The organism is Roseomonas marmotae, assembly GCF_017654485.1.
Classification (GTDB): domain Bacteria; phylum Pseudomonadota; class Alphaproteobacteria; order Acetobacterales; family Acetobacteraceae; genus Pseudoroseomonas; species Pseudoroseomonas marmotae.
In genome coordinates this window covers 791,037-809,694 of record NZ_CP061091.1, presented here as the reverse complement: position 1 = coordinate 809,694, position 18,658 = coordinate 791,037, and the positions used below count along the sequence as shown (strand labels likewise).

Annotated in this window: 21 protein-coding genes; 7 read left to right on the top strand and 14 right to left on the bottom strand. The window is 67.6% G+C overall.

The window, feature by feature from the left end; genetic code table 11:
* Positions 1 to 8: 8 nt before the first annotated feature.
* The 6 genes from IAI58_RS03820 to IAI58_RS03795 all read right to left on the bottom strand — a co-directional run bounded on the left by IAI58_RS03820 (position 9) and on the right by IAI58_RS03795 (position 4,041).
* On the bottom strand, positions 9 to 683 hold the full coding sequence (locus tag IAI58_RS03820; protein ID WP_207446986.1) for a GntR family transcriptional regulator: 675 nt from the start codon (positions 681 to 683) through the stop codon (positions 9 to 11).
* A 313-nt stretch (positions 684 to 996) separates the two neighbouring features.
* A complete protein-coding gene (locus tag IAI58_RS23380; protein WP_336512358.1) occupies positions 997 to 1,134 on the bottom strand; it encodes a hypothetical protein in 138 nt (45 codons plus the stop codon).
* Between the two features lie 185 nt (positions 1,135 to 1,319).
* Positions 1,320 to 1,829 (bottom strand): MaoC family dehydratase, encoded by a 510-nt coding sequence (locus IAI58_RS03810; RefSeq protein ID WP_207446988.1) that lies wholly within the window; start codon positions 1,827 to 1,829, stop codon positions 1,320 to 1,322.
* A gap of 2 nt (positions 1,830 to 1,831) precedes the next feature.
* Positions 1,832 to 2,272 carry a hypothetical protein gene (locus IAI58_RS03805; protein WP_207446990.1) on the bottom strand — a complete coding sequence of 147 codons (441 nt, stop codon included), beginning with the start codon at positions 2,270 to 2,272 and terminating at the stop codon, positions 1,832 to 1,834.
* 18 nt (positions 2,273 to 2,290) lie between these two features.
* A complete protein-coding gene (locus IAI58_RS03800; protein WP_207446992.1) occupies positions 2,291 to 3,064 on the bottom strand; it encodes an enoyl-CoA hydratase/isomerase family protein in 774 nt (257 codons plus the stop codon).
* Between the two features lie 5 nt (positions 3,065 to 3,069).
* The gene (locus IAI58_RS03795) at positions 3,070 to 4,041 is read right to left on the bottom strand and encodes a Bug family tripartite tricarboxylate transporter substrate binding protein (RefSeq protein WP_207446994.1); all 972 of its coding nucleotides are present in this window, start codon (positions 4,039 to 4,041) and stop codon (positions 3,070 to 3,072) included.
* Positions 4,042 to 4,291: 250 nt separating this feature from the next.
* On the opposite strand from IAI58_RS03795, the gene IAI58_RS03790 reads away from it, so the two are divergent.
* Together IAI58_RS03790 and IAI58_RS03785 are read left to right on the top strand one after the other, a co-directional pair.
* On the top strand, positions 4,292 to 5,212 hold the full coding sequence (locus tag IAI58_RS03790; RefSeq protein WP_237182904.1) for a LysR family transcriptional regulator: 921 nt from the start codon (positions 4,292 to 4,294) through the stop codon (positions 5,210 to 5,212).
* Between the two features lie 145 nt (positions 5,213 to 5,357).
* Positions 5,358 to 6,338: a Bug family tripartite tricarboxylate transporter substrate binding protein gene (locus IAI58_RS03785; protein ID WP_207446996.1), complete on the top strand. Its 981-nt coding sequence runs from the start codon at positions 5,358 to 5,360 to the stop codon at positions 6,336 to 6,338.
* A gap of 16 nt (positions 6,339 to 6,354) precedes the next feature.
* Here the strand turns inward: IAI58_RS03785 and IAI58_RS03780 are convergent, their stop codons facing one another.
* The 5 genes from IAI58_RS03780 to IAI58_RS03760 all read right to left on the bottom strand — a co-directional run bounded on the left by IAI58_RS03780 (position 6,355) and on the right by IAI58_RS03760 (position 11,108).
* Positions 6,355 to 6,558 carry a hypothetical protein gene (locus IAI58_RS03780; protein ID WP_207446998.1) on the bottom strand — a complete coding sequence of 68 codons (204 nt, stop codon included), beginning with the start codon at positions 6,556 to 6,558 and terminating at the stop codon, positions 6,355 to 6,357.
* A 134-nt stretch (positions 6,559 to 6,692) separates the two neighbouring features.
* Complete coding sequence (locus tag IAI58_RS03775; RefSeq protein WP_207447000.1) at positions 6,693 to 7,442, bottom strand: SDR family NAD(P)-dependent oxidoreductase; 750 nt, start codon at positions 7,440 to 7,442, stop codon at positions 6,693 to 6,695.
* Positions 7,443 to 7,533: 91 nt separating this feature from the next.
* On the bottom strand, positions 7,534 to 8,562 hold the full coding sequence (locus tag IAI58_RS03770) for an ABC transporter permease (RefSeq protein ID WP_207447003.1): 1,029 nt from the start codon (positions 8,560 to 8,562) through the stop codon (positions 7,534 to 7,536).
* 10 nt (positions 8,563 to 8,572) lie between these two features.
* A complete protein-coding gene (locus IAI58_RS03765) occupies positions 8,573 to 10,078 on the bottom strand; it encodes a sugar ABC transporter ATP-binding protein (RefSeq protein WP_207447005.1) in 1,506 nt (501 codons plus the stop codon).
* Between the two features lie 13 nt (positions 10,079 to 10,091).
* Positions 10,092 to 11,108 carry a sugar ABC transporter substrate-binding protein gene (locus IAI58_RS03760; protein ID WP_207447007.1) on the bottom strand — a complete coding sequence of 339 codons (1,017 nt, stop codon included), beginning with the start codon at positions 11,106 to 11,108 and terminating at the stop codon, positions 10,092 to 10,094.
* Positions 11,109 to 11,335: 227 nt separating this feature from the next.
* Between IAI58_RS03760 and IAI58_RS03755 the strand changes: the two genes are divergently transcribed.
* The gene (locus tag IAI58_RS03755; RefSeq protein WP_207447009.1) at positions 11,336 to 11,530 is read left to right on the top strand and encodes a hypothetical protein; all 195 of its coding nucleotides are present in this window, start codon (positions 11,336 to 11,338) and stop codon (positions 11,528 to 11,530) included.
* Positions 11,531 to 11,542: 12 nt separating this feature from the next.
* Here IAI58_RS03755 and IAI58_RS03750 read toward each other — a convergent pair whose 3' ends face one another.
* Positions 11,543 to 12,523, bottom strand: coding sequence for a S1C family serine protease (locus IAI58_RS03750; protein ID WP_237182387.1), 981 nt, complete (start codon positions 12,521 to 12,523; stop codon positions 11,543 to 11,545).
* Positions 12,524 to 12,662: 139 nt separating this feature from the next.
* Here IAI58_RS03750 and IAI58_RS03745 point away from each other — a divergent pair, with 139 nt between their 5' ends.
* The 4 genes from IAI58_RS03745 to IAI58_RS03730 all read left to right on the top strand — a co-directional run bounded on the left by IAI58_RS03745 (position 12,663) and on the right by IAI58_RS03730 (position 16,286).
* The gene (locus IAI58_RS03745) at positions 12,663 to 13,775 is read left to right on the top strand and encodes a DNA glycosylase AlkZ-like family protein (protein WP_207447011.1); all 1,113 of its coding nucleotides are present in this window, start codon (positions 12,663 to 12,665) and stop codon (positions 13,773 to 13,775) included.
* Positions 13,776 to 14,676: 901 nt separating this feature from the next.
* Positions 14,677 to 15,474 carry a RadC family protein gene (gene radC, locus IAI58_RS03740; RefSeq protein WP_419555849.1) on the top strand — a complete coding sequence of 266 codons (798 nt, stop codon included), beginning with the start codon at positions 14,677 to 14,679 and terminating at the stop codon, positions 15,472 to 15,474.
* Between the two features lie 325 nt (positions 15,475 to 15,799).
* Positions 15,800 to 16,015: a hypothetical protein gene (locus tag IAI58_RS03735; protein WP_207447015.1), complete on the top strand. Its 216-nt coding sequence runs from the start codon at positions 15,800 to 15,802 to the stop codon at positions 16,013 to 16,015.
* A 79-nt stretch (positions 16,016 to 16,094) separates the two neighbouring features.
* A complete protein-coding gene (locus IAI58_RS03730) occupies positions 16,095 to 16,286 on the top strand; it encodes a hypothetical protein (RefSeq protein WP_207447017.1) in 192 nt (63 codons plus the stop codon).
* 66 nt (positions 16,287 to 16,352) lie between these two features.
* Here IAI58_RS03730 and IAI58_RS03725 read toward each other — a convergent pair whose 3' ends face one another.
* Positions 16,353 to 16,796, bottom strand: a complete 444-nt coding sequence (locus IAI58_RS03725) for a DUF6481 family protein (protein WP_237182903.1) — start codon at positions 16,794 to 16,796, stop codon at positions 16,353 to 16,355.
* Between the two features lie 51 nt (positions 16,797 to 16,847).
* The gene (locus IAI58_RS03720; protein ID WP_207447019.1) at positions 16,848 to 18,470 is read right to left on the bottom strand and encodes an ABC-F family ATP-binding cassette domain-containing protein; all 1,623 of its coding nucleotides are present in this window, start codon (positions 18,468 to 18,470) and stop codon (positions 16,848 to 16,850) included.
* Positions 18,471 to 18,658 lie beyond the last annotated feature (188 nt).

Here is an 18,658-nt window from a genome sequence, read left to right as displayed (position 1 = left end):
CCCTCCCCTCAGGCCGCGCCGTCTTTCTCGGCGTCCTCGCGCTGCATGCTGGCCAGCAGGTTCTCCTTGGCGGCATGGCAATGTTTCTGGACCAGGCTTGCGGCCAGCGCCGGGTTCCGCGCCCGGATCGCCGCGACCAGCTCCCGGTGCTGCCGGATGATCTCGGCGATCTGCGCCTCGGCGAAGCCGAAGCGGTTGCGGATGGCGATCACCAGTTCCCAGCCGCGGTCTAAGATGGACGCCGCCTCGGGGTTGTCGGCGATGCGGGCCATGAAGCGATGGAAGCGCAGATTGGCCTCCACCATATCCGGCGCCGCCCGCCGGGCCGCTGCCGCCTCATAGGCATGGGCCAGCCGGTCCAGCTCCCTCAGCTGGGGTTCCCTGGCATTGATGGCGGCGTTATGCACCAGCAGGGCTTCGATGGCCGCGCGGGTATCATGCATATCCGCCACGAATTTCCGGCTCACGCTCCGCAGCACCGCTCCCTTATGGGACTCGATGATGACGAGGCGGTCCCCTTCCAGCTGCCGCAATGCATCCCGCACGGGAATATGGCTGACGCCATAGCGCGTGCTGAGATCAGCCACGCGCAGCCTCTCCCCCGGCAGAAGCGCGCCGCTCAGGATGTCCTTGCGGATGGCACGTTCGATCCGCGCGGACATGGTGCCCGCGATCTCATCCACCGATGTGAATCTCATGATCAGACCCCCGCTGCCTTGCCGGATTCCAGCGGCGCAGACACCGTGCTCGCAGTCGCCTTCATTCCGCCAATGCAAATAAACAGTAATTTTTACCAGTAAATAAGTTTGAGTTCTTCAGGCACGAACCAACGACACCATCCCGATCAATTGCGACAAAAAAATGCCGCGGCAGAAACCTTCACCTCAACAAAGCGAAACATCCTGGGGAACGCAACCCGCCGCGGCTCTGCATGCCGGCACCGGGCGGGCGGCTACCGCTTCCATGCCGCCTGCGGGAGCGCCGCTGCCCACGCCCTCACTCTGCGTCGTAGAGCGCGCGCTCGAACCTCTCCAGCAGGGCCAGGGCGGCTGGATCGGCGAAGGGATGGAACTGCATCATGATCAGCCCGGACAGGCCGCTGGCCGGGTCCACCCAGCCATAACAGTTGCTCAATCCCGCCCAGCCGAAGCTTCCGGCACGGCGCCGGCCCGGTAGATCCGCCAGCGCCAGCGGAAGGCCGAGCCCTGTCCTGATAGATCCTCCGACACGTCAGGGAGAACCGCATCGCCGTCAGGTTGCGCCGCGACCGCCTGCCCCGGCACCCCGGCTTGTGGCCGGGGTGCCGGGGCGCGGGTGCCTTATGCCCGGACCTCGAAGCGCGGGGCCGTCGCGCGGGCGGTGACGGAACCGCTGGCGCGGATGCTGGCCTGTCCCACGGTCAGCATCTTGCCCGCCGCATCCTCGCACCAGACATCCAGGCTGTAGCGCAGGATGCCACCAGCCTCTTCCGCCACCGCCGTGACGCGGGCAGCGGCGGTGACCATCACATCCTCATAGACCGGCGCGATATAGCGGGTTCGCAGCCCGCCGGGGCTCAGGGCATCCTCGCCGAAGGCATCCATCAGCAGACTGAGCAGCCAGTTGGTGGAGAGCATGCCATCGGCGATGATGCCCGGCAGGCCCTGAGAGCGGGCGAATTCGTCATCGTCATGGATGGTCGGCTCGGCCTGATGGACGCGGCCGTCATCGGCCTCCACCGTCGGCAGCAGGTCGACGTACCAGCGCATCCGCTCCCGCGTCATGCGGCGGGGATGGGCGCGCAACTCGGTGCCGGGGGCCAGGCGCTCAGGGGCGGGTATCGCGCTCATGCTCAGGCCTCCGCCTCGCCGGGCTTGTAGGAGATGATGACGGTATCGCGGTAGGTGATCAGCGGGCGGCCATCCTCCACCGCGCGCAGGTCGATCTCGATCTGCACATAGGTCCGGCCGCGCTTGACGTAGCGCTGCGCCACGCGGCCGGTGGCGCGCAGCATCTCGCCGGCATAGGCGGGCGCGTGGCAATCGGCATCGTATTCCACATGCACACGCGCCGTCGGGCCGGTGCCGGCCGGGCAGGCACGGGTATAGAGGCGCAGCTTCTGCAGATGCACCATGGTGGGCGGCACCATCGGCCGGTCGGTATCCTGGAACCAGGGATGGTGCATCTCGTTGCCGTGGCAGTATTCGCGCACGACGAAGGGGCTCAGCACGAATTCCACGGGGCCCAGCACATCGCCGGCCTCCAGATCGGTGGTGTATCGGCCGGTGGCCATGGCGTTCCTCCTGTTGCGTCAGCAGCCGCGGAAGACGGGCGCGCGCTTCTCGACGAAGGCGCGCTGCGCCTCCCGCGCATCCTCGGTCCGCGAGAGTTCGACGGTCACGCCCTGCTCGTAGCGATAGCCATCGCGGAAGGGCATGGTCTCCACCGTGCCGAAGGCGTGCTTGGCCTTGCTGACAGCGACAGGGCTTTTGGCCGCGATTTCCCGCGCCATCTCCAGCGCCGCCGGCAGCAGCTGATCGCCCGGAAGGCAGGCCTCGATGATGCCGCGGCGATAGAGTTCCCGGGCCGGCACGCGGCGTCCGGTGAAGAACATCATCCGCGCCGTGGAGGGCGAGAAATGCCGCAGCAGGAAGGCGGCGCCGCCGGCCAGGCCCACATCCAGCTCCGGCATCTGCACGAAGGCGTCCTCGGCCATCAGCAGGATGTCGCAGCAGCTCATCAGCGCGAAGCCGGCACCGATGGCCGCGCCATTGACGGCGCAGATCACGGGCTTGGCGCAATCGGCCACGCAATGGAAGAATTCCCGCGTCAGCCGGTTGTGCCGGAGGTAGTCGCCGGGCTCCTGCACCAGGCCGACGCGCTCCTTGATGTCGGCGCCGGCCGAAAAATTCTTGCCGGCGCCGGTCAGTACGATGGCGCGCACATCCTCCCGGTCGCTCAGCGTGTCGAAGAGCCAGAGCAGCTCCTCCCGCAGCCGGCGGTTCTGGGCATTCACCGGCGGCCGGTTCAGCGTCACGGCGGCCACGCCTTCCGCGACCTCCAGCTGGATTGTCGTCAGTTCCATCCTGCTCACTCCACGCGCGCGCCCGAGATCTCGATCACCCGCTTCCATTTCCTCGTCTGTGTGACGATGATGTCCTGCAATTCCTCCGGCCTGCCGCCGGTCGGCACCATGCCCAGCTCGCGGAAACGGTCGCGGATGCGCTGGATCTTCAGGGCCTCGTTGAAGGCGGCATTCAGCCGCTGCACCACCGGCGCGGGCATCCCGGCAGGCCCGGCGATATAGAGCAGGGTGGAGGCCTCATAGCCCGGCAGGGCCTCGGCGATGGCGGGGACATCCGGCGCTTCCGGCCGCCGCGCCTCGGTGGAGATGCCGAGCGCGCGCAACTGCCCCGCGCGCGCCACCGGCATCATGGCGGAGAAGCTGTCCACCGCCATCTGCACGCGGCCCGCCACCAGGTCGATCAGCGCGGGGCCGGAGCCGCGATAGGGAACATGCGTGATCTCCACCTGCGCCATGGATTTGAAAAGCTCGGCGGCCAGATGGGAGGAGGAGCCGGGGCCGCTGGAGGCGAAATTCACCTTGCCCGGGTTCTTCTTCAGGTAGGCGATCAGCTCCGCCGTGCTCCGCGCGGGCACGGAGGGATGCACCACCAGCAGGTTCGGCAGCTCCGCCAGATGGATGATGGGCGTGAAATCCTTCTCCGCATCATAGGGCAGAGCGGGATAGAGGAAGGGATTGGTCATCTGCACGCCGGGGGTGCAGATGACGATGCTGGTGCCGTCCGGCGGCGACTTCGCCACGCTGTCGGCGCCGAGGGAGCCCGCCATGCCCGGCCGGTTGTCGATCACGACCGGCGCGCCGAGCGCCCTGGACAGATCCTCGGTGAAGAGCCGGGCCACCACATCCGAGCCACCACCCGCCGCGAAGGGCACGACGAAGCGGATGGCGCGGCCGCCAGTCTGCGCCCGGGCGGTCCCCAGGCCAAGCGCGGGTGCGGCGAGAGCGGCGGCCTGCAACAGCCGGCGGCGAGTGGTCATGGACGTTGTCCTCGCATCCCGGGGCGTCGCGATGCGCCCCTTCCGGGAACTGACTGCTAACATCCGCCATTCCCCGGGCGGAATGCACGGGAAGCGAGCGGCATCCTTCCGCCAGACGTAAAGATCGAGGGGAAAAGCGCCTGGAACCGCCGTGGTTTGCTGATTACCACCCTGCGGCTGGTGGCTCGTCCCGGCAGACCGCCGCATAATTTCCGCCACACGGCGCGAAGCCGGCAAAAAGGAGGGAAGCGTGGAATCGCTGCGGGCCATGCGCGTCTTCGTCAGCGTCGTGCAGAGCGGCAGCCTCTCCGCGGCCGGGCGGCTTCTGGGGCTTTCGCCCGCCTCCGTCTCCCGCCAGTTGCAAAGCCTGGAGGAAGGGCTGGGGGCGCGGCTGATCCATCGCACCAGCCGCCGCCTGACGCTGACCGAGGCCGGCGAGCTCTATGCCCGCCAGGCCGAGCAGATCCTGCATCAGGTGGAGGAGGCGAATGCCAGCGTCTCCAGCCTGGAGCTGAAGCCGCGCGGCATGCTCAGGGTGCATTCGCGCATGCTGGTGGGGCAGCATTATATCGTCCCGGCCCTGCCGCGCTTTCTGGCCGAGTATCCCGATGTGGAGCTGGACATCTCCCTTTCGAACGAGCTGGTGGACCTGATCGAGCGGAATGTCGATATCGACATCCGCATCGGCAAGCTGGAGGATTCGGCGCTGATGGTGCGCAAGCTGGCCAGCAGCGAGCGGATCGTCTGCGCCACGCCGGACTACCTGGCCCGCCACCCGGCGCCGCGCGAGCCGATGGAGCTGATGCGGCATAATTGCCTGATCTACCGGGTGAACATGGCGCGCACCATCTGGCGCTTCCTGGACCGGGACGGTGCGCTGACCGAGGTTCCGGTGCATGGCAGCATCCGTAGCGACAATGGCCCGGCCGTGGTGGCGGCAGCCAAGGCCGGGATCGGCATCGCCCTGCTGCCGGACTGGTCGATCCACCGGGAACTGGCGGATGGCCGGCTGGTGCGGCTTTTCGCCTCCCATACCGTCAGCCATACGGAATTCGAGAACGGCATCTATGCCGTCTATCTTCGCACGCCGCATATGCCGGCCCGGCTGCGCGCCTTCCTGGACTTCCTGGTGGCGCAGTTCCGCGAGGCCCTGCCGGAGCGCCCAACCTGAACGCCGATCTTTACGCCTGCCGTAAGGATGGCATGCAGGACGCGCGGTTTCCGGAAGACCGGCGGGATCGCTAGCCTGTGCGGGTCGCGCTGTTACGCCGGCGGAGAACAGAACAAGCCGTCGGCGAGAGAGGAAGGAACGATCCATGCGGATGACGCGCCGCGCGCTCTCGCGCGCGCTGTTGCTGGCCCCGGCCGCTTCGCTGCTCCCCGCCCCGGCCATCGCCGCGGGCTTTCCCGACCGGCCCATCAAGCTGGTCGTGCCCTATCCCCCCGGCGGCTCGACCGATCCCGTGGCACGGCTGCTGGCGGCGCAGATGCAAAGCCTGCTTGGCCAGCCGATGATCGTCGAGAACCGTTCGGGCGCCGCCGGCGCCATCGGCACGGAAAGCGTCGCCCGCGCGGAGCCGGATGGCTACACGCTGCTGCTGCACACCACCGCCATCGCCACCGAGCCCTCGCTGAAGAGCAACCTGCCCTACCGCGCGGAGACGGACCTCCTGCCGCTGACCGAGGCCGTGCGCGGCCCCTATCTGCTGGTGGCCAATCCCAGGCTGCCCGCGCAGGACCTGGACGGGCTGATCGCCCATGCCCGTGCCCATCCGGGCAAGCTGCTCTACGGCTCGGCCGGCATCGGCTCCTCCGGCCATCTGATCGGCGCGCTCTTCGCCCAGCAGGCCGGGATCGAGGTGACGCATGTGCCCTATCGTGGCGGCGGCCCTTCCATCACGGGACTGCTCGCCAACGAGATCCAGTATGTCTTCGACACGATCCAGGGCTCCCGCTCCCTGGTACAGGACGGGCAGCTGCGCGGGCTGGCCGTCACGGGCAGCGGGCGCTCCCCCCTGCTGCCGCAGGTGCCGACGGCGGTGGAGAGCGGGATGAAGGATTTCGATATCGGCTACTGGCTCGGCATCTTCGCGCCCGCCCGCATCCCGGCACCGGTCGCGGAGCGGCTGAACGCCGCCTTCCGCCAGGCGCTGGGGCAGGAGAATGTGCGGACGCGCCTGACGGAGCTGGGGCTGACGCCGGTCGGCAGCTCGCTGGAGGAATTCGGCCAGACGGTGCGGGGAGACATGGCCTCCTGGCACGAGGTGATCCGGAAGGCGGATATCAGGCTGGAGTAGCGCGCCGGGCGCCGCCTCAGTCCCTGGGCGGCCATTTCGCCACGCGCACCAGCACGGCGGTGGAGAGCAGGATCGCCGAGACCAGCCCCCCGATGGCGAGCAGGCCAGCCGGCGTGGCGCGGGCCGTGGCGTTCAGCGTGACGCCATGGCCCAGGCGCAGATCCACCGTGGCATTCATCTCGCTGGATCGCGCCAGGGTGGCGAGGGGCTGTTCCATCATTCCGCGGCTGTCCTCCTTGCATCAGGCCGCCATGCGCGGCGGCCCTGGTCCAACCTCGCAGGCGCCGCCAGGTTGCCGCCGCCCAGGCCCGCCTTCAGGCGAGGGCCACGAGGTCGCGCCTCATGCCCTTGCTCCTAACGCCCTCCGTCCACCGAAAGGACCTGCCCCGTCACGTATTCCGCCAGCGGCGAGGCGAAGAAGAGGCATGCCGAGGCGATATCCTCGGCGCGCCCCAACCGCCGCAGCGCGATGCGTCCGACCATTGCCGCCTGCCCGTCTTCCCCATAACCCTGCCACTGCTGTTCCGATGCGGGATTGGTACGGAAGAAGCCGGGCGCGATGCAGTTCACGGTGATGCCGGAGGGGCCGAATTCCATCGCCAGCTGCCGGGTGAGCCCGGTCAGGGCGTGTTTCGCCGCCGTATAGGCCTGGATGCCCGTCAGCGATGGACGCAGCCCGGCATTGGAGCCGATATTGACAATGCAGCCGCGCTGCTGCCGCTTCATGCCCGGCGCCACGGCGCGGCAGAGCGCGAAGCAGGCATGGATGTTGATGTCGAAGACCGCGTCCCACTCGGCATCCGACACATCCTCCAGCGGATGATGCACCTGCCCGGCCACGCCACCGGCATTGTTCACCAGGATGTCCACGGCATGGCCGGTCTCGGCCTCGATATCCGCCACCCAGGCGGCGGCGGCGGCGCGGTCGGCCAGGTTCACCGGCTGGAAGCGGATCGGCAGCTCCGTCGCCGGTGCGGCCTGTCCCGGCATCAAAGTGCCGAAGACGCGCGCGCCATCGCGGGCGAAAGCCTCGGCGATGGCCAGGCCGAAGCCATGGCCGGCGCCGCTGACTGCGACCAGCTGGTCGTCGAACCGGATTTCCATGCTGCCGTTCCGCTCCTTCTCCAGGCACGCCACCCCGGCCGGGGCGACCGCGGCAGTCTGGCCCCGGACGGCGTGCCTGGGAAGTGCCCGCTCAGCCCACGCTGCGCTGCTGGTTCCGCAGCCGCTGGGCATAGACATTGATGACCAGCGCCAGCAGCAGCACCAGCCCGCGGATCAGGATCTTCAGGAAGCTGTCCATGCGGACATGGTCAAGGCCATTGTTCAGCACCCCCAGCACCAGCACGCCAACGATGGTATTGCCGATGCCGCCCTGCCCGCCGAAGAGGCTGGTGCCGCCGACCACCACGGCGGAAATGGCATCCAGCAGGTAGTTGTCGAACTGGTTCTGCTGCGCGCTGCCGAAATAGGCGACGCCCAGCATGCCGGCGATGCCCGAGCAGAGCGCCGAGATCATCATCACCGCCGCCACCACGGCCTTGACGTTGACGCCGGAATGCTCGGCCGCCTCGCGGTTGCCGCCGACCATGTAGACGTAGCGGCCGAAGCGCGTATAGGTCAGCACCAGGTGCCCCACCAGCAGCACCAGCGCCGCCACCAGCACGATCCAGGGCACGGGCCCGATTGAGCCGCTGCCGAGCTTCGTGATCAGCTCTGGCACCGTGTAGGCGATCTGCCCGCGCACCAGCAGCGCGCCGATGCCATTGCCGATCTGCAGCATGGCCAGCGTCATGATGAAGGAAGGGATGCCGATCCAGGTCACGCCGACGGCGGTGATGGCCCCCAGCGCCATGCAGCCCGCCAGCGCCAGCAGGATCGCCAGCGGCCCCGGCAGCGGGATATTGGCGATATTGACGCTGGCATCCTGCAACGTGAAGAAGGCCAGCAGGATGCCCGCGGCATTGGCGATGCTGGCGACGCTGAGGTCGATCTCGGCGCAGAGGATCACATAGGTCAGGCCCACCGCGATGATGGCGGTGATGGAGACCTGCTGCAGGATATTGCCGAGATTGCCCAGCGTCGCGAAGGAGGGGCTGAGCAGGCTGAACAGCGCCACCAGCAGGATCAGGGTAACGAAGGGCGCGAGGTTGCGGAGCTGCCCGCCGAGGCGGTGCCACAGGGGCTCGCGCATCGGCACGGGATCGGTCAGGGGTGCGGACATCGGGCTTCCTTCAAGCGGCGGCCAGCAGGCGGTCCTTGCCCACCGCTTCGCCGGCGAATTCCTGCGCGAGACTGCCGCGCCGCATCACCAGGATGCGGTCGGCGAGGGAAAGGACGGTCTCCGGCTCGGAGGAGACCACGACGATGCCGATGCCCTCCGCGCGCAGCGCGCGCACGATCCGCACCACATCGTCCTTGGCGCCGACATCCATGCCGCGCGTCGGCTCGCTCAGCAGCAGGATGCGCGGCAGATGCGTCAGCCAGCGGGCCAGCGCCACCTTCTGCTGGTTGCCGCCGGAGAGCTGGCCTACCGGCAGATCCACCCGCGCGGGACGCACGCCCAGGCGCCGGACATGTCCCTCGGCGATGCCGCGCTCGACGCGCGGATGCAGCAGGATGCGGCCGATCCGCTCCAGCACGGAGATGCTGATATTGCGATAGACAGGCTCCGGCGCGAAGAGCATGGCGCGGCGGCTTTCGGGCACGAAGGCGATGCCCGCGCGCTTGGCGGCCGGCGTGCCGCCGCGCAGCCGGGCCGGGCGGCCATCCACGCGCACCATGCCGTGGTCCAGCCGCAGCTTGCCGGACAGGGCGCGCGCCAGTTCCAGCTGGCCTGAGCCCATGAAGCCATAGATGCCCAGCACCTCCCCCGCATGCACCTGCAGGGACGCGCCTTCGAACAGCCCGGACACGCCGAGATCCTCCGCCTCCAGCACCGGCGGGGTGGAGGGGCGGGGCGGCAGCACCACCTCGTCGGTATAACTCTCCTCGAGCCGTTCATGCCCGCCGCCGATCATGCGCTCGATCAGCCAGGGTTTGGTCAAGTCCCGCGTCGCGGCGCCGCCGACGCGCCGCCCGTTGCGGAAGACCGTGACCTGGTCGGAAATACGGAGCACATCGTCGAGGAAGTGCGAGATGAAGACGACGCTGCGGCCGGTGGCGCGCAGCCGCTCCAGCAGCGCGAAGAGTTTTTCCACCTCGGGCGGGGAAAGGGCCGAGGTCGGCTCATCCAGAATCAGGATGCGCGCGCCGGAGAGCAGCACGCGCGCCAGCTCGATCATCTGCTGGAGCCCGAGCGGCAGGGAGCCCGCCGGCACCGTCGGGTCCACCGTGATGCCAAGCATCTCCAGCTGCTGCCGGGCCTGTTCCCGCATCCGCCCCCATGAGACCAGGCCCAGGCGGTTGGTTGGCTGGGCGCCCAGCAGCACATTCTCCGCCGCCGAGAGCGCCGGCACGATGGAAAGCTCCTGATGCACCATGCCGATACCGGCATCGCGCGCGTCGCGCGGCGAGCGGAAGCGGACGGGATGCCCGTCCAGCCGCATCTCGCCGTCATATTCGGCATGCACGCCGGCGATGATCTTCATCAGCGTGCTCTTGCCTGCGCCATTCTCGCCGACGAGGCCGTGGATCTCGCCCTGACCGAGGATGAAATCCACGCCGCTCAGCGCCGCCACGCTGGCGAAGCGCTTGGAGACATCGCGCAACTCCAGCAGCGGCGGCACGTCCGGTGTCATGCGGGGAACCCCGTCAGATCAGGTAGTGCTTCTGCATCCAGGCCATGCCCGCGGCATTGGCCTTGGTGACCACCGGGCCGTCGGTGATGACGTGTTTTGGGATACCCTCCGCGCCCGACTTCTCGCCCGCCACCACCGCGGCCACGCCGGCCATGACGGCACCGCCATGGATGCGGCCGGAGGGGTTGCGTACGGTGGCATGCATGCGCCCATCCGCCACCGCCGCCAGGGCCGGCGGCATGGCATCGCAGCCGCCGATCTTGATATCGGTGCGGCCCTTGGCGCGCATGACGTTGTAAGCGGCCAGCGCCATGTCGTCGTTGTGGAAGTAGGCCGCGCTGATCTTGGGGAATTTGGTCAGATGCGTATCCCAGATGCGCGCTACCTTGGTCACGTCCCAGTCGCCGGGCGTGGTGTCCAGCACCTCAACCTTGGGATAGCGCTTCACCACGGAATCGAAGCCGCGCGCGCGGCCCTGCGCGCCGGTATGGCCCAGCGCGCCCTGGGTCATGATGATGGTGCCCTCCCCGCCGATGGCCTGCATCAGCGCCTCGGTCACGGAAGCGCCCATGAACTCATTGTCCGGCGCCAGGAAGCTATGGACATTGATCTGGTCGAGCGGCGCGATCAGCGTGTCCATGTCGATCACAGGCACGCCGGCATCGATCATCTTCCGCACAGGCGCGGTCAGAGTGCCGATGCCGAAGGCCTGGATGGCCACGAAATCCCAGCGCTGCGAGGCCATGTTGTCGATGGCGCCGCGCTGGCGGGTGGCGTTCAGCTCACCATCGAACCAGGTGACATCGACATTGAACAGCTTGCCCCAGTATTCGGCGGCGGCCTTGCCCTGGGCGCACCAGGTGGCCTGCAGCCCGGCATTGGAGAAGGCGGCGCGCAGCGGCTTCTGGGAGCGTCCCATTTCCTGCGCCAGGGCGGCCGGGCTGATGCTCAGGCCACCCAGAAGCGGCGCCGCCGCAGCGGCGGCCAGCAGGGCGCGGCGACCACCCTGCGGCGGGTCTTGCTGATCCATGGAATCCTTCCCTTCCCCCGGGCGATCATGAGCGCCGCCGCGTGGGGCTTACCAAGCTTGCACTACGGAGAAGCGGAATTGCAATTGCTAGAAGGCTGTGTGGAAGGCCCGATAACGGCCAAGCCGATGCCGAAACGGTGAGCATCCCTTCCCCGGCGTGGGCGCGGCATGCTGGTTCTGTCCGGAGGGTATTGGACTTCGGGCGCCATGCCGGTGTTTCCTGCCGCATGGACCCGCTGACGAGATTGTCGATCTTCCTGTTTCAGGTGTGGCGGAACCCGCCGTCACGCCGGACCGCCCTGTTCATGCTGGCGGCGCTGGCCATCGCCGTGCTCATCGTCGTCGTGGAACATTTCGGCTACTGGCCGGCCAGCTGGCAGGTCAATCCACGCATCACGCGCCCGGGCATCAGCCGGGTCTAGCGCCGCCCGCAGTCAGTGCAGCGGCGCCGATTTCAGGAAGCGCTGGCGATCGCCGGAGGTGACCCTGACCTCGAAGCGGTCTCCCTCGCGCTCGACGACCAGGGGGATGTCCACACCCGCCTCGCCCAGCGACCAGATGCCGCGCAGGAAGGCGGCGAGATCGTTCACCGGCTCCTGCGCCACCGCCAGGATGACATCTCCCTCCCGCAGACCGGCCCGTGCCGCCGGGCCGCGCCGGGTGACACCGGCCAGGACGACCTGCCCGTCGTCCGAACTGGCCGAGACGCCCAGCCAGGGCCGCGGCGGACGGTTGGCGCGGCCCCGCATCAGCATCTCCTCCAGGATCGGCTTCAGCAGGTCCGTGGGCACGCTCATGTTGAGGATCCTCACCCGCCCGTCCCCGGGGTCATGCCCGAGTTGCAGCGAGCCGATGCCGATGAGGTCGCCCTTCGGGCCGATCAGCGCCGCGCCGCCCCAGTGCGGATGCGCGGGCGCGGTGAAGATCGCTTCATCCAGCAGGTATTCCCAGTAGCCGGCGAATTCCTGCCGGGCGATGATCCGCCCCGCCAGCGCCGCCGGCCGCCCCCCCGCGCCGGCGAAGACGATGCGCGCGCCGACCTCGATCCGGCCGGATTCGCCCAGCGCCAGCGCCGGGATTCCGAGCGGCCCCAGCGCCTGCACCAAGCCGAAGCCCGTCACCTGGTCATAGGCCATGACATGCCCCGCCACGACGCGGCCCCCGGCGGTGGTCAGCCAGATTTCCTCCGCCTCGGTGACGAGGTAGCCGATGGTGAGCAGCAGCCCGCTCTCGCGGATCAGGACGGCATTGCCGAGCCGTTCCGTCCCCAGGGTGCCGGCGGTGAAGGCATCCTCCGGCACGCGGGCATGCAGCGTGACCACGGCGGACAGCGCATGGTCCAGGTCATAGGCGTAATCGCCCGGCTGCGGCTGCAAGGCCACCGGCACCATTTCGTCCTCGTCAGGTTTCGCCATGGCCCATACCCCGGCTGCCGCGATGTTCCACATCGCCATTACGACACGTCCTTAACACGCCAGGGCGCCTTGCGGCGTCATCCCGGAGAAGGCGGCCCATTGCCCGCCTCAGGCATCGCTGCCAGTCTGGAGCGAGACCATGACCACCAGCACGGCCCTCCGGCGGCTGAGGGCGCAGGCCCGCCTGAGCACCCTCCACGCCCCCACTGGCCTCGCGGAGGCCCTCCACCGGCTGGGCTTCGTGCAGGCGGACCCGATCCGCGCGCCCGCCCGCGCGCAGGACCTGATCCTGCGCCACCGGGTCAGGGGCTACCGCGCCGGGGATCTGGAACGCCGCTTCACCCGCCTGGGGCTGGAGGAGGATTTCCTCTACGCCTATGGCGTCATGCCGCCGGAAACCCGGCAATGGCTCCACCCGCGGCCGGACCCGGCGGGCAGTGCCCATCTGCCGGCGGGGCTGGCGCGGGAGGTGCTGGATTTCGTGCGGGGCCATGGCCTCACCCATCCCCGGGACCTGGAGGCGCGCTTCGGCCGCGACCGCGCCGTGAATGGCTGGGGCGGCTTTTCCAAGGCCACCACGCGGGCGCTGGAGAGTCTGCATCACTACGGGCTGCTGCGCGTGGCCCGGCGCCAGAACGGCATCCGCCTCTACGAGGCCGCCCTGCCCGTGGCGGCACCGGGCGAGGTGCGGGAGCGGGCGCATCGCCTCGTGATGCTGGTGGCGCGCATCCTCGCCCCGGTGCCGCTGGTCAGCCTGCGGGGCGCCCTGGCCCTGATGGCCCGCCGCAATCCCGGCCTTGGCCCTTTATCGCCCGTGGTGGTGGCCGCGCTCCGTAGCGGGGAGCTGGAGCGGGGCGAGATCGAGGGCGAGACCTATCTCTGGCCGGCGGCCGAGACCGGCTGGCGGCATCGGACGGTGCCGCGCGATGTCCGCCTGCTGGCGCCCTTCGACCCGCTCGTCTGGGACCGCCGCCGCTTCGAGCATCTCTGGGGATGGGCCTATCGCTTCGAGGCTTATACGCCCCCGTCCCGGCGGCGTTTCGGCTACTACGCCCTGCCGATGCTCTGGGGCGATGCGGTGATCGGCTGGGCCAATATCAGCGTCACCGGGGGCGGGATGCAGGTGACGCCGGATTATGTCCAGGACCGCCCGAGGAGCCGCGATTTCCACCGTGCCCTGGAGGCCGAACTGGCCCGGATGGAGCGATTCCTGGCCATCCGGGCCGGAGCACCAGGGGAAGGCGGGGCATGAAGCCAGTCCCGCCTTCCCCTGGCTCAGGCGGCTTTTCACTGCCACCAGGCGGGTCAGCGACTGCCTGGCATCGCCGAAGACCGTCGGGGCCTTCGGGTCGACGAAAAGGTCGTTCTCGATCGGCATACCATAGATGGGCGAGGCCGGGTTGGTACGCGCGGCCGGGCGTCGATGCAGACAACGTGCTGCTGGAATTCCTCAAGCAGGTTCTCGATGGTCGCGATGGCCTTCGATGTGAAGGCTGCCATGCCCTTCCTGGCGGCGGCAGGGAGGGTTTTAAGGAATATCCTTGAAGAAACTCTACCGCAGAAAAACGTCCAGAAGCATTGTGCCGGGATCATGCACTTCTTGAAGATGATTACCCCACCTATCGCGGGGCGAGAGGCATGGGTCACGCTCCAGGCTTCTGGAGGGAAGTTCCGAGGGCCCAAGGCGAAGCCCGCGGCATCTCAGGGCCGGCCGATGCAATAGCGCGGCTGTGGAAGTGGCATCACACTGCCCATAGCCGGTGGAAATGCCTGGATCGCCTCCCGAGCCGCTTATCGGTGATCGACGAATGTCAGCATGTCTCTGCCATCTAACTCCGCGCCGGGTGGCTCAGCCGGCCACTGCGCCGCGGCTCGCACGATGCGTCAGGAGGAGGGTGGAGGCATGAGCTTGCACTGACGTTAAATTCACGAAAACGTGATTTTTGCGGTTGAAGGTTTATTACGAAGGACGAAGAATGCCCTGCCACCGCTGGATGGCGACGCTGCCACAGGAGGGAGACGCGGGGATCATGTGGTTGAAGCAGCTGGGCAAGATGGTTGGCTGGCATAAGCAGCCAAGGTCCGGGCAGCAGGCTTATCGCGACACCTTGCAACGCCAGGCCCGGCAAGGCTTCGCAGAGGACAGCGCCGCGATCCACATCAGCCAGGATCTGCTCGGATCAGGCCGGCAGCGCCCGCATGCTCAAGGCGGGCCCCGCCGTTACGCTCGTCAGCATCCCGGGGCAGCGGCGGAGGTTCCTTTTCCCGAAGGCGACGGTCCTCACGGGCATCGCGGACGCATGCGTGAGAAGCTTCTGACGCGGGGCCCTGGGGCGCTGGCGGATTACGAATTGCTGGAGATGCTGCTGTTCTTCGCCTTCAAGAAAGGCGACACCAAGCCGCTGGCGAAGCGCCTGATTAACCGTTACGGCTCCTTCGCCGGCGTGCTGACGGCCTCTCAGCAGGATCTTCTGGATACGCCGGGCTTGGGCGAGCACAGCGTGGCGGCGCTGAAGCTGGTGCAGGACTCAGCCCTGCGCCTGGCGCGGGCCGAGGTGATGGAAAAACCGCTCCTGAACAACTGGGAACGGCTGCTGGATTACCTGAATGCCGCCCTGGCCCGGGAAAAGATCGAGCAGTTCCGTATCTTGTTCCTCGACAGCAAGAACCGGCTGATCGCGGATGAGGCGCAGGCCCGCGGTACGGTGAACCACACGCCCGTCTATCCACGTGAGGTCGTCAAGCGCGCGCTGGAGCTACATGCCACCGCCCTGATCCTGGTCCACGACCACCCGAGCGGCGACCCGACGCCCAGCCGTGCCGATATCGACATGACGGCGGAGATCCGTGACGCCGGCGCCTTTCTGTCGATCGTGGTGCATGACCACATCATCGTCGGCAACGGGCGGCATCTCTCCTTCCGACGGGAAGGACTTTTGCGGCCGGCGTAACCTGGGCAGCGTCACATTCCCTGCTCAGGGGCGACGCCCGCCACAAGGCCAGCCCAAAGCGGCTCCATCCCGATCCTTGAAGCCCCGGCCTGCTGCCTTAAGCGTCCAGCTTCCGGTTGATCCGTGCCAGAATCTTCGCGGCATGAATTCTGGCGCAACCAATGACTGCCGCCCGCCTTCAGGTCACGCGGCAGACAACACAAAGCCACAGAACCTTCAGCGTTGCCGTGGGGTATTCCCGTGCTATCCCGAATACAGGCTGGCATTATGCCGGCTTCCGACATAACTGATTATTCCTGACGGGCGCCGGCGAAAGGACTGTGCTATGAGTGATGGCTACATGAAGGACCAAGCTGAGGCGTTGGCACATCACCTCAAGCTTAACGACGGAAAGTCCGGCTATGTGGAGGCCACGGCCGAGGGCTTCCATGTCTATATCCGCAGGAAGTGGTCAGGGAAGCAGTTCTCTACCTGGGACGGCCTGCCCGTCGAATGGCATGAGAATGTCGGCACGAACAAAGCGGCCAACCGCTCAGCCTGACGGCCCCGGATGAGGCACCTTCAGGTTGGCGCAGTGAAGCGGCTCTGCACAGAGCAGAGCCTAATGACAGGAATAAAAAGTGGTACAGAACAACGCGAAGGCCGAGAGCGACAGCCTGGCTTCCAACCCCGATATTGAGGCGGAAGTGCTCTACCTCGCGAAGCGTCACCGCGTCTCGGCGGCGATCATCAGGGAAATCATCCGCCGTGCCGGCTCGAGCGAGCGTGGAGCGGTGGAGCGGGAGCTGCAGAAAGGAAAAGCCCGGCGGTAGCCGTCTCTCCCCCGGACACGCCCCATCGGCCATGCTTTGTCGCATGGCCGATGGGGCTGGTCTTGTTCAGCGACGGCGAGCCTGACGCGCCGCGTAACGGGCGTCACGCGCCGCCTTCTGCAGGGCGGGCAGAGCTGCCGCGCGCTGAGCGGCGGCCTCAGCCTCCGCCGCCTGCTCGGCGGCCAGAACCTTCTGACGCTCGGCATCGGCAGCCTTCTCGGCGGCCAGGCGCGCGGCTTCGGCGTCGCGGAGGATCTTCTTCGCGGCATTGCGGGCGTCGCGCGCCTCACTCACGGCCTTGCGCTGAGCCTGCTGCTCCAGCAGAGCAGGATCATTCGGCCCCGGCCGCGCGCGAAAACGCTGCAGCATAGCCTCCTTCGCCTTGGAGGCCGCAGCCAGCCGGTCGTTGAAGCTATCGCTTTTGTGGGAAATCATGCGGGCATCATAACCGAGAATGGCGTCGGTGCCTAACGAAGTTTGGCCGCGGCGAAGATGCGGGCCTCCGGCCACGCGGGCTTCCCTCCCCGGGCATGGGAGAGAAGAGCCCGTTTCAGCAAAGATTCAACTCCGCAGCCCCGGCGCTTCCTGGCCCGTCCGCGCGACATATTCCGTATAGCCGCCGCCGTATTGGTGAATGCCTTCCGGCGTCAGCTCCAGCACCCGGTTGGACAGCGCGGCGAGGAAGTGCCGGTCATGCGAGACGAAGAGCATGGTGCCCTCGTATTGCGCCAACGCCGTGATCAGCATCTCCTTCGTCGCCATGTCCAGGTGGTTGGTCGGCTCGTCCAGCACCAGGAGGTTCGGCGGGTCATAGAGCATCCGCGCCATGACCAGCCGCGCCTTCTCGCCGCCGGAGAGCACTCGGCACTTCTTCTCCACCTCGTCACCCGAGAAGCCGAAGCAGCCCGCCAGCGCCCGCAGCGATCCCTGCCCGGCCTGGGGGAAGGCATCTTCCAGCGACTGGAAGACCGTGCGCTCCCCATCGAGCAGTTCCATGGCGTGCTGCGCGAAGTAGCCCATCTTCACGCTGCCGCCCAGCGAGACCGTTCCCTGGTCCGGCCGGGTCGTGCCGGCGACCAGCTTCAGCAGCGTGGACTTGCCGGCGCCATTGGTGCCCAGCACGCAGCAGCGCTCCTTGCGGCGCAGCAGGAAGTCCAGCCCCTCGTAGATGACCTTGCTGCCATAGCGCTTATGGACGCTCTTCAGGTTCACGACATCGTCGCCGGAGCGCGGCGCCGGCTGGAACTCGAAGGTGACGGTCTGACGGCGCTTCGGCGGCTCGACCCGGTCGATCTTCTCCAGCTTCTTCACCCGGCTCTGCACCTGCGAGGCATGCGAGGCGCGCGCCTTGAAGCGCTCGATGAACTTGATCTCCTTGGCCAGCATCGCCTGCTGGCGCTCGAACTGCGCCTGCTGCTGCTTCTCGGCCATCGCACGCTGCTGCTCGTAGAACTCGTAATCGCCTGAATAGGAAGTCAGGCTGCCGCCATCGATCTCGATGATCTTGTTGATGATGCGGTTCATGAAGGCGCGGTCGTGCGAGGTCATCAGCAGCGCACCGTCATAACCCTTGAGGAACTGCTCCAGCCAGATCAGGCTTTCCAGGTCGAGGTGGTTGCTCGGTTCATCCAGCAGCATGACATCGGGGCGCATCAGCAGGATACGGGCCAGGGCCACGCGCATCTTCCAGCCGCCGGAGAGGGCGCCGACATCGCCATCCATCATCTCCTGGCTGAAGCCAAGGCCCGCCAGCACCTCACGCGCCCGGCCCTCCAGCGCATAGCCGCCCAGTTCCTCGAAACGGCCCTGCACCTCGCCGAAGCGCTCGATCAGCGCCTCCATCTCATCCGCCCGGTCCGGGTCCGCCAGGGCGGCTTCCAGGGCCTGCAACTCGGCGGCCACGGCGCTCACGTCCCCCGCCCCGTCCATCACCTCGGAAGCGGCGCTGCGGCCGGACATCTCGCCCACATCCTGGCTGAAGAATCCGATGCTGACGCCCCGGTCCACCAGGACCAAGCCCTCATCGGGCTGCTCCTGGCCGGTGATCATCCGGAAGAGTGTCGTCTTACCCGCCCCGTTGGGGCCGACGAGGCCGATCTTCTCCCCCCTCTGGAGTGCCGCCGAAGCCTCGATGAAGAGGAGCTGCTGACCGTTCTGCTTACCGATATTATCGAGGCGAATCATCTATACTTCGGACCTGAAAAATTTCTGGCGGCTGATGCCATCTCGCCTGTTCGAGACCACGGCAGATGGCACAGGTCAACAGGCGAAACCTGGAACAAGCCCTGCCCAGGGCCGAAAGAGGCGCTCCTACAGGGCGCCCCCTGGCCTGACGCAGAGCCGAAGCCCAGCGGCCATCCCCGGAATCAAGG

What these genes read in the sequence shown, in the direction of transcription:
- IAI58_RS03795 (WP_207446994.1), bottom strand. Translation starts at nt 4,041, where the DNA reads ATGACCACTCGCCGCCGGCTGTTGCAGGCCGCCGCTCTCGCCGCACCC.
- IAI58_RS03760 (WP_207447007.1), bottom strand. Translation starts at nt 11,108, where the DNA reads ATGGATCAGCAAGACCCGCCGCAGGGTGGTCGCCGCGCCCTGCTGGCC.
- IAI58_RS03755 (WP_207447009.1), top strand. Translation starts at nt 11,336, where the DNA reads ATGGACCCGCTGACGAGATTGTCGATCTTCCTGTTTCAGGTGTGGCGG.
- IAI58_RS03735 (WP_207447015.1), top strand. Translation starts at nt 15,800, where the DNA reads ATGAGTGATGGCTACATGAAGGACCAAGCTGAGGCGTTGGCACATCAC.
- IAI58_RS03750 (WP_237182387.1), bottom strand. Translation starts at nt 12,523, where the DNA reads ATGGCGAAACCTGACGAGGACGAAATGGTGCCGGTGGCCTTGCAGCCG.
- IAI58_RS03785 (WP_207446996.1), top strand. Translation starts at nt 5,358, where the DNA reads ATGCGGATGACGCGCCGCGCGCTCTCGCGCGCGCTGTTGCTGGCCCCG.
- IAI58_RS03765 (WP_207447005.1), bottom strand. Translation starts at nt 10,078, where the DNA reads ATGACACCGGACGTGCCGCCGCTGCTGGAGTTGCGCGATGTCTCCAAG.
- IAI58_RS03720 (WP_207447019.1), bottom strand. Translation starts at nt 18,470, where the DNA reads ATGATTCGCCTCGATAATATCGGTAAGCAGAACGGTCAGCAGCTCCTC.
- IAI58_RS03745 (WP_207447011.1), top strand. Translation starts at nt 12,663, where the DNA reads ATGACCACCAGCACGGCCCTCCGGCGGCTGAGGGCGCAGGCCCGCCTG.
- IAI58_RS03810 (WP_207446988.1), bottom strand. Translation starts at nt 1,829, where the DNA reads ATGAGCGCGATACCCGCCCCTGAGCGCCTGGCCCCCGGCACCGAGTTG.
- IAI58_RS03780 (WP_207446998.1), bottom strand. Translation starts at nt 6,558, where the DNA reads ATGATGGAACAGCCCCTCGCCACCCTGGCGCGATCCAGCGAGATGAAT.
- IAI58_RS03805 (WP_207446990.1), bottom strand. Translation starts at nt 2,272, where the DNA reads ATGGCCACCGGCCGATACACCACCGATCTGGAGGCCGGCGATGTGCTG.
- IAI58_RS03770 (WP_207447003.1), bottom strand. Translation starts at nt 8,562, where the DNA reads ATGTCCGCACCCCTGACCGATCCCGTGCCGATGCGCGAGCCCCTGTGG.
- IAI58_RS03775 (WP_207447000.1), bottom strand. Translation starts at nt 7,442, where the DNA reads ATGGAAATCCGGTTCGACGACCAGCTGGTCGCAGTCAGCGGCGCCGGC.
- IAI58_RS03800 (WP_207446992.1), bottom strand. Translation starts at nt 3,064, where the DNA reads ATGGAACTGACGACAATCCAGCTGGAGGTCGCGGAAGGCGTGGCCGCC.